This window comes from Pseudomonas sp. BF-B-15 (assembly GCF_019946675.1).
GTDB lineage: Bacteria > Pseudomonadota > Gammaproteobacteria > Pseudomonadales > Pseudomonadaceae > Aquipseudomonas > Aquipseudomonas migulae.
Window position 1 is genome coordinate 83,997 of the sequence record NZ_JAGYFZ010000012.1, and the last position, 7,739, is coordinate 91,735.

The following is a 7,739-nucleotide window of genomic DNA, read 5'->3' on the forward strand; positions in this document are numbered from 1 at the left end:
GATATGAGTAACAACCTGATCGAAATCCGTGACCTCTGCGTGGCCTTCAGCGGCGAGACCGTGGTGCGCAACCTGTGCCTGGACATCCGCCCCGGTGAATGCCTGGCGCTGGTGGGTGAGTCGGGTTCCGGCAAATCGGTGACCGCGCACTCGATCCTGCAACTGCTGCCCGAGACCGGCACCGAAACCAGCGGCAGCATCCGCTATCGCGGCAAGGAGTTGCTCGGCGCTTCGTCCAGGGTTTTGCGAGAGTTGCGGGGCAACCGTATCGCCATGATCTTCCAGGAGCCGATGACCTCGCTCAATCCGCTGCACAGCATTGAAAAGCAGATCGGTGAAACCCTGCTGCTGCACAAGGGCCTGACCGGCAAAGCTGCGCAGGAGCGGATTCTGGAGCTGCTGCACCTCGTGGGCATCCAGAAACCCAAAGAGCGGCTCAAGGCGTATCCGCATCAACTGTCCGGCGGCCAGCGGCAACGGGTGATGATCGCCATGGCGCTGGCCTGCGAGCCGGAGTTGCTGATCGCCGACGAGCCCACTACTGCGCTCGACGTTACGGTGCAGCGCAAGATCCTGATCCTGCTCAAGTCCCTGCAACAGCGGCTCGGCATGTCATTGCTGCTGATCAGCCATGACCTCAATCTGGTGCGCAGCATCGCTCAGCGTGTGTGCGTGATGAAGGCCGGGGAAATCGTCGAACAGGCGCCGTGCGAAACGCTGTTCACCGAGCCGAAACATCCCTACAGCTGCGTACTGCTGAACGCCGAACCGGAAGGCCAGGCGCTGCCCCGTGACGAGCGCGAGAACGTTCTGGAAGTGGACAATCTTTGCGTGCGCTTCCCCCTCGGTGGCGGGCTGTTTCAGCGCAAAACGTACTTGCATGCCGTGGACGGCATCAGCCTGAATGTCCAGCGGGGCAAGACATTGGGCATTGTGGGTGAGTCCGGCTCGGGCAAGTCGACACTGGGCCAGGCGATCCTGCGCCTGCTCGACTCCGAAGGCAGCATTCGCTTTCAGGGCGCGGCGCTGGACGGCCTGACGCAAAAGCAACTGCGGCCATGGCGCAAGAAAATGCAGGTGGTGTTCCAGGACCCTTTCGGCAGCCTCAGCCCACGGATGTCCGTGGCACAAATCATCAGTGAAGGCCTGGAAGTGCATAGCCAGTTGACGGCGGACGAATGCAAGGCCGAAGTGATCCGGGCCCTGCAGGAAGTCGGCCTCGACCCGCAAAGCCGTCATCGCTACCCCCACGAATTCTCTGGCGGCCAGCGACAACGCATCGCCATCGCCAGGGCGCTGGTGCTGAAACCGGCGCTGATCCTGCTGGACGAACCGACCTCGGCGCTGGACCGCACCGTGCAGAAACAAGTGGTCGCGCTGCTGCGCCAGCTTCAGGAAAAACACGGCCTGACGTACCTGTTTATCAGCCACGACCTGGCGGTGGTGCGCGCCCTCGCCCACGACATGATCGTGATCAAGGACGGCAAAGTGGTGGAAAGCGGCGCCAGCCACGACGTGTTTGATTCACCGCAGCATCCGTACACCAAAGAGCTGTTGGCGGCGGCGCATCTGCAACAGGCATAAAATCGCGTCGCTGCCTTCGCGGGCAAGCCTCGCTCCTACAGGTGAACGCGATCCCCTGTAGGAGCGAGGCTTGCCCGCGAAGAGGCCGGACCAAGCAATACACAATCAGGATCTGCACTATGAACACCACCGAAAGCCTCAAGGATTACCAGCGCGTTCGTCTGTTGGCGATCCGTTCGCTGTTCGAGATCATCGAGCAGTCCAGTGAAGGCACGGTGATTGTCGATCGCGACGCGAACATCGTCTGGATGAACGAACGTTATGCCCGACGCTTCGGTCTGGATTCGGCGCAAGTGGCCATCGGCAAGGCCTGCGAAAGTGTGATCCCCGGCAGCCTGCTGCGGGAAGTGGTGCGCACCGGCCGACCGATTCTGCTCGACATGCAGGACACCCCCAAAGAACCGTTGGTGGTGATGCGCCTGCCGATCCATGACGACGCCGGCGTGGTGATCGGCGCCATCGGTTTCGCGTTGTTCGATGAGTTGCGCAGCCTGTCGCCGATGCTCAAACGCTACATGAGCATGCAGGAAGAACTGGCCTCCACCCGCTCGCTGCTGCGGGCGCGGCAGACCAAGTACAACTTCGCGCATTTTATCGGCACCAGCGCGGCCAGCCTCGAAGTCAAACGCCGCGCCCGACGCAGCGCCAGCGCTGATTCCCCGGTTTTGCTGCTCGGCGAAACCGGCACCGGCAAAGAGCTGCTGGCGCAGGCGATTCATGGCGCATCACCCCGTGCGCACAAAGCTTTCGTCAGCATCAACAGCGCAGCGATTCCCGAGGCGCTGCTCGAGGCCGAATTCTTCGGCACCGCCCCCGGCGCGTTTACCGGCGCCGATCGCAAGGGTCGCGTCGGCAAGTTGCAGATTGCGCAGGGCGGCACATTGTTTCTCGATGAAATCGGCGACATGCCACTGCCGCTGCAAAGCAAGCTGCTGCGGGTGCTGCAGGAAAAGGAATTCGAACCGGTCGGGTCCAACGAAGTGATTCAGAGCGATGTGCGGGTGATCGCCGCGACCTCCACCGACCTTGAAGCGGCGATCAAACGCGGCGAGTTTCGCGCCGATTTGTATTACCGCCTCAATGTGCTGCCGATCCAGGTGCCGCCGCTGCGTGATCGTCTCGATGATTTGCCGGCCTTGAGCGAGGCCATTCTTGAAGAACTGCGCAGTCAGCACGAGCTGAACCGCGAAGCGCTGGAGTTGCTGGCCCGACACGCCTGGCCGGGGAACATTCGCGAGTTGCGCAACGTGCTGGAACGGGCGGCATTGCTCAGTGATGACCTGATGCTGAACGCGACCGATATCCGCGCGGCGATTGGTACGTTTACGCCGGTGGAGCGTGTGGCGCCTTTAAAGGTTGAGTCGGTGGCACACGAGACGTTCAGTGAGGCACGTGAACGGTTTGACCGGCAGTTGATTGAATCGGCCCTCGCGCAATGCGGTGGGAAAGTGATTGAGGCGGCGGCGCGGCTGGGGCTTGGGAGGTCGACGTTGTACAAGAAGATGGTGGCGTTGGGGATTGCCGAGTCTCAATAAAGAGACATACATCTCCATTGTTAGACACTCCCTCGGAGCGCTGCGCGCTCATCGCCGGCAAGCCGGCTCCTACAGGGTGCGCGTTGTGAATGCGATCTCTTGTAGGAGCCGGCTTGCCGGCGATGAGGCCCTCAACATCACAAAAAATCTCAAAACAGAGACAAATACGCTCATTTACCTCTGAAAAAACAATAAATATCCTTATATTTCAACATGTTGCCACCTTGGCACAAATCTCGCTAAAGCCCTCCCTCACACCGTTTCACCCCACAAAAATAACAATCCAGGAGACACACCATGAGTGTGATCATTGCCTTGGCAGCCCTCGCGCTGCTGATGCTCGCGGCCTACCGTGGCTACAGCGTTATCCTTTTTGCCCCGATTGCCGCCCTCGGCGCCGTCCTGCTCACCGACCCTTCCGCCGTCGCCCCTGCTTTTACCGGGGTGTTCATGGAGAAAATGGTCGGCTTCATCAAACTGTATTTCCCGGTGTTCCTGCTCGGCGCGGTGTTCGGCAAGCTGATTGAGCTGTCGGGTTTCTCGCGCTCCATCGTTGCGGCGGCGATTCGCCTGCTCGGCACCCGTCAGGCGATGCTGGTGATCGTGCTGGTTTGCGCCCTGCTCACTTACGGCGGCGTGTCGCTGTTTGTGGTGGTGTTTGCGGTCTACCCGTTCGCGGCCGAGATGTTCCGCCAGAGCAATATTCCCAAGCGCCTGATCCCGGCGACCATCGCCCTCGGCGCCTTCTCGTTCACCATGGACGCCCTGCCCGGCACCCCGCAAATCCAGAACATCATCCCCAGCACCTTCTTCAACACCACCGCGTGGGCGGCGCCGTGGCTGGGTTTGATCGGCGCAATCTTCGTGGTCTGCGCCGGCATGGCGTTTCTGCAGCGCCAGCGCAACAAGGCTCAGCTTTCGGGTGAAGGCTACGGCACCGACCTGCGCAACGAGCCGGAAACCGCTGCCGATATCAAACTGCCGAATCCATGGATCGCGCTGTCGCCGCTGTTGGCCGTCGGCATCATGAACCTGTTGTTTACCCAGTGGATTCCCCAGTGGTACGGCAAGACCCACAGCCTCGCGCTGCCAGGCATGGCCGCACCGGTAACCACCGATGTCGCCAAACTCACGGCGATCTGGGCAGTTCAGGCTGCCTTGCTGGTCGGCATCATCATGGTGTTGGTGTTCGGCTTCCAGGCGATTCGCGGCAAGTTGGCTGAAGGCAGCAGAAGTGCAGTCAGCGGTTCATTGCTGGCAGCAATGAACACGGCGTCCGAATACGGTTTTGGTGCGGTAATCGCGTCCTTGCCAGGCTTTCTGGTGCTGGCCGACTGGCTCAAAAGCATTCCCAACCCGCTGGTCAACGAAGCGATCACCGTGACCCTGCTGGCCGGCATCACCGGCTCTGCATCGGGCGGCATGAGCATTGCGCTGGCGGCCATGGCCAATGACTTCATCGCTGCGGCCCATGCGGCCAACATTCCCCTGGAAGTGCTGCACCGCGTCGCCGCGATGGCCAGTGGCGGCATGGACACCCTGCCGCACAACGGCGCGGTCATCACCTTGCTGGCGGTGACCGGCCTGACCCACCGCGAAGCCTACAAAGACATTTTCTGTATTACGCTGATCAAGACCCTGGCGGTTTTTGTGGTGATCGGTACTTTCTACGCCACTGGCATTGTGTGAGGTATTCATGACGACTCTTTCAGGCAAGACCGCACTGGTCACCGGCTCCACCAGCGGCATCGGCCTGGGCATCGCCCTCAGCCTGGCCAAGGCTGGCGCCAACCTGATTCTCAACGGTTTCGGCGATGCCTCCACAGTGATTGCCGAGGTTGAACAGTTCGGCGGCAAGGTCGGTCATCACCCCGCCGATGTCAGCGACCCGGCGCAGATTGCCGACATGATCGCCTACGCCGAGCGCGAGTTCGGCGGCGTGGACATTCTGGTCAACAACGCCGGCATTCAGCACGTGGCGTCGGTGGAAGATTTTCCCGTGGAGCGTTGGGATTCGATCATTGCGATCAACCTGTCGTCGGTGTTTCACAGCACCCGTTTGAGCTTGCCGGGCATGCGCGCCAAGGGTTGGGGACGGGTTATCAATATCGCCTCGGTGCATGGCCAGGTCGGTTCGGTGGGCAAGGCGGCTTACGTCGCGGCCAAGCATGGGGTGATCGGTTTGACCAAGGTGGTCGGCCTGGAAACCGCCACGACCAACGTCACCTGCAACGCCATCTGCCCAGGCTGGGTGTTGACGCCGTTGGTGCAGAAGCAGATTGACGACCGCATCGCCAAAGGGGTTGATCCGCAGCAGGCGCAGCACGATTTGCTGGCCGAGAAGCAGCCGTCGCTGGAGTTCGTTACGCCGCCTCAGCTGGGTGAACTGGTGCTGTTTTTGTGCAGTGAGGCCGGTAGCCAAGTGCGGGGCGCGGCGTGGAATATAGATGGTGGGTGGTTGGCGCAGTGATTGGGCGATAGACCGCGTTATCGTTCTTCGCGGGCAAGCCTCGCTCCTACAGGTCGTGCGTCGTTCATGAAAACACCGATAACCTGTAGGAGCCGGCTTGCCGGCGATTGGATCTCGAAATAGAAAAAGAAGAGGCAAAAAATGTCCGACATCCTCTGGCAACCTGACGCCAAACGCATCGCCAAGACCCGCATGGACGCCTTCCGGCGCGCCATCAATCAGCGCCACCACCTCGACATTGCCGACTACGCCGCCCTGCACCAATGGTCCATCGATCAACGGGTCGATTTCTGGCAAGCCATCGTCGATTTCTTCGACATCCGTTTCCATACGCAACCGGACGCCGTGCTGATCGAAGGCGATCACATGCCCAGCGCCCAGTGGTTTCCCGGCGCCACCCTGAACTTTGCCGAACACTTGCTGCGCCGTCGTGACGATGCCGTCGCCGTGATAGCGATCGGTGAAAACGGCCAGCGCGAACAACTGACCTGGGCCGAACTGGCCGAGCATGTCGCCGGTTTTCAAAACAGCTTGATCGCCGTCGGTGTCGGCCTTGGCGACCGCGTCGCCGCGTGCATGCCGAACACCTGGCAAACCCTGGTCGCCATGCTCGCCACCACCAGCCTCGGGGCGATCTGGTCCTGTTCGTCGCCGGACTTCGGCACCCAGGGCGTCATCGACCGCTTCGGCCAGATCGAACCGAAAGTGCTGATCACCTGCGCCGGTTACCGTTATGCCGGCAAAGACATCGACCAAAGCGCCAAGGTCAACGAAATCCTTGAACGCCTGCCGTCGCTGCAACAGCTGATCGTGGTGCCTTACGCACGACCCCAGACGCACATCAAAGACTTCCGCACCCACGCAGGCGTGACGCTTTGGGATGCGTTCTACGAACCGGGCGGCGAGCCGGATTTCGTTGCCGTGCCTTTCGACCATCCGCTGTACATCCTCTATTCCAGCGGCACCACCGGCGTGCCCAAATGCATCATCCACAGCACCGGCGGCGTGCTGTTGCAGCACGTCAAGGAACACGGCCTGCATTGCGACCTCGGGCCCGGCGACCGCTTGTTTTACTACACCACTTGCGGCTGGATGATGTGGAACTGGCTGGTGTCAGCCCTGGCCGTCGGCAGCGCCGTGGTGCTGTACGACGGCTCGCCATTTCATCCCGGCCCGGAGCGCTTGATCGACCTGATCGACGACGAGCGCATCAGCGTGTTCGGCACCAGTCCCAAGTACCTCGCGACCCTGGAAAGCAACGGCGTGAAGCCTCGGCAAAGCCATGATCTCGGCACGCTGAAAACCCTGTTGTGCACCGGCTCGGCGCTATCGCCGCAAAGCTACGACTACGTCTACCGTGACCTCAAGGCCGACCTGTGCCTGGCGTCGATGTCCGGTGGCACCGACATCGTTTCGTGCTTCGTGAACGGCAATCCGCTGCTGGCGGTGCGTCGCGGCGAAATCCAGGGCAAGAGCCTGGGGATGGCGGTCGAAGTCTGGAACGATGCCGGCCGCGCGGTCATTGGCGAAAAAGGCGAACTGGTCTGCACCCGACACTTTCCGGCCATGCCCGTCGGCCTGTGGAACGACCCGACCGGGGAAAAACTGCGCGCGTCTTATTTCAGCCTGTTCCCCGGCGTCTGGGCCCAGGGCGACTACGCCGAACAATTGGCTCACGGCGCGATGATGATTCACGGGCGTTCGGACGCGGTACTCAACCCCGGTGGCGTGCGCATCGGCACGGCGGAGATTTACCGTCAGGTGGAGAAAGTCCCGCAAGTCACCGACAGCGTGGCCATCGGTCAGCAATGGCAAGACGACGTGCGGGTGGTGCTGTTCGTGCGGCTGGTCGAGGGGGTCGAACTGGACGAGGCGCTGCAACAGCAGATCCGCCAGGTCATCCGCGCCAACACCACGCCACGTCACGTACCGGCGAAGATTGTCGCGGTGACGGACATTCCGCGCACCATCAGCGGCAAAGTGGTCGAGTTGGCGGTGAGGAACGTGGTGCATGGCCAGCCGGTGAAAAACACCGATGCGCTGGCCAATCCCGAAGCGCTGGAGCAATTTCGCAATCGTCCCGAACTCAACACTTGAAACACACCCCGTTGTAGGAGCCGGCTTGCTGGCGATGGGGCCCTGACGGTTGA

Annotated in this window: 5 protein-coding genes; all 5 read left to right on the plus strand. The window is 61.4% G+C overall.

Annotation, left to right across the window (positions count from 1 at the left end; genetic code table 11):
- Window positions 1-3: 3 nt before the first annotated feature.
- The 5 genes from KGA97_RS06365 to KGA97_RS06385 all read left to right on the plus strand — a co-directional run bounded on the left by KGA97_RS06365 (window position 4) and on the right by KGA97_RS06385 (window position 7,686).
- A complete protein-coding gene (locus tag KGA97_RS06365) occupies window positions 4-1,584 on the plus strand; it encodes an ABC transporter ATP-binding protein (RefSeq protein WP_223480417.1) in 1,581 nt (526 codons plus the stop codon).
- 119 nt (window positions 1,585-1,703) lie between these two features.
- The gene (locus tag KGA97_RS06370; RefSeq protein ID WP_008033794.1) at window positions 1,704-3,119 is read left to right on the plus strand and encodes a sigma-54 interaction domain-containing protein; all 1,416 of its coding nucleotides are present in this window, start codon (window positions 1,704-1,706) and stop codon (window positions 3,117-3,119) included.
- A gap of 297 nt (window positions 3,120-3,416) precedes the next feature.
- Window positions 3,417-4,808 (plus strand): GntP family permease, encoded by a 1,392-nt coding sequence (locus KGA97_RS06375; protein WP_223480418.1) that lies wholly within the window; start codon window positions 3,417-3,419, stop codon window positions 4,806-4,808.
- Between the two features lie 7 nt (window positions 4,809-4,815).
- On the plus strand, window positions 4,816-5,589 hold the full coding sequence (gene hbdH / locus KGA97_RS06380) for a 3-hydroxybutyrate dehydrogenase (RefSeq protein WP_008033792.1): 774 nt from the start codon (window positions 4,816-4,818) through the stop codon (window positions 5,587-5,589).
- Between the two features lie 141 nt (window positions 5,590-5,730).
- Window positions 5,731-7,686: an acetoacetate--CoA ligase gene (locus tag KGA97_RS06385; RefSeq protein WP_223480419.1), complete on the plus strand. Its 1,956-nt coding sequence runs from the start codon at window positions 5,731-5,733 to the stop codon at window positions 7,684-7,686.
- Window positions 7,687-7,739: the final 53 nt, after the last annotated feature.

Bases quoted from the DNA above. Each gene is read 5' to 3' on its own strand.
- KGA97_RS06365 (WP_223480417.1), top strand. From the start codon at position 4: ATGAGTAACAACCTGATCGAAATCCGTGACCTCTGCGTGGCCTTCAGC.
- KGA97_RS06370 (WP_008033794.1), top strand. From the start codon at position 1,704: ATGAACACCACCGAAAGCCTCAAGGATTACCAGCGCGTTCGTCTGTTG.
- KGA97_RS06375 (WP_223480418.1), top strand. From the start codon at position 3,417: ATGAGTGTGATCATTGCCTTGGCAGCCCTCGCGCTGCTGATGCTCGCG.
- hbdH (WP_008033792.1), top strand. From the start codon at position 4,816: ATGACGACTCTTTCAGGCAAGACCGCACTGGTCACCGGCTCCACCAGC.
- KGA97_RS06385 (WP_223480419.1), top strand. From the start codon at position 5,731: ATGTCCGACATCCTCTGGCAACCTGACGCCAAACGCATCGCCAAGACC.